This is a genomic window from Vibrio sp. Vb0667 (genome assembly GCF_033391095.1).
Window position 1 is genome coordinate 1 of sequence record NZ_JAWPOL010000261.1, and the last position, 1209, is coordinate 1209.

General features: G+C 46.8%; 2 protein-coding genes. Both read right to left on the reverse strand.

All coding sequences use genetic code 11. The features are described 5' to 3' along the window. A partial coding sequence (locus tag R8269_RS25115) for an exonuclease domain-containing protein (protein ID WP_318222894.1) occupies positions 1–335 on the reverse strand: 335 nt, incomplete at its 3' end. A gap of 155 nt (positions 336–490) precedes the next feature. Beyond that, positions 491–1209, reverse strand: a 719-nt coding sequence (locus R8269_RS25120; RefSeq protein WP_318222895.1) for a cation:dicarboxylate symporter family transporter, incomplete at its 5' end; no start/stop codon positions are given.

Sequence of the window (1209 nt, forward strand, 5' to 3'; positions counted from 1 at the left end):
TAACGCGTCACTTCGTCATCAAAACGAATGCTGTTGTAGCCTAGGCTGGTGGTTTTGGGTTTCGATAACTCGGCGTGAATCTTAGCAATGAACTCAGGCTCAGATAGGCCTTCTTGCATCGCCTTTTGCGGCGTAATACCCGTAATTAATGCGGCTTCCGGAGAAGGTAGATAATCAGCAGGAAGCTGGCAGTACATCACCAGAGGTTCGCCGATGATATTGAAGTTTTCATCTGTGCGAACACCAGCAAATTGGCTTGGACGATCTTTCGCGGGATTTGTACCCCAAGTCTCGTAGTCAAAGAAGAAAAAAGTGGGCTGATTATCTTGGTGCATTCTGCTTACCGTTTACGGAACCGATAAGAGTATTAGACCATTCAACGCCTTGACTAGCAACGAAAGATGCAAGGTGAAGTTGTGAAAATGAAAAAGCCGATGGCGAACCACCGGCTTGAAGTTTTGCATTTGTCTGCTTAGGCAGCAAATAAGGATTAGGCTTTCGTTTCTTCAAGAGCCGTTTCAGCTTCTGAGGACTTCAACACTCGGCTTGCAATGGTGCCTGCCGTCATTGAGCCAGAAACGTTCAGCGCAGTACGAGCCATATCAATCAGAGGTTCAATTGAGATCAAAAGTGCAGCGATCGTTACAGGCAAGCCCATTGCTGGAAGAACAATCAATGCCGCAAATGTTGCACCGCCACCAACGCCCGCAATACCAAACGAGCTGATAGTAATGATCGCAATCAGAGAAAGAATGAAGTTTACGTCTAGTGGGTTAATACCCATTGTTGGGGCTACCATCACAGCTAGCATCGCAGGGTAGATACCCGCACAACCATTCTGACCAATTGTTGCACCGAAAGAAGCAGATAGGTTCGCGATCGCTGGTGGCACATTGAGCTTGGTCACTTGCGCCTCAATATTCAATGGGATGGTTGCCGCCGAACTGCGAGAAGTGAACGCAAACGTCAATACAGGCCAAATTTTCTTGAAGTATTCAACAGGGCTAACGCCAACGAATGAAACCAAAATGCCGTGCACAACAAACATCAAACCAATAGCGACGTATGACGCGACGATAAAACCAAGTAGGTTTAGGATGTCGGATGCATTTGAGGTTGCAACCACTTTCGCCATCAATGCAGCAATACCGTAAGGTGTAAGCGCCATGATCATTTTTACTAAGCGCATAACGATAGATTGAGCCGCTT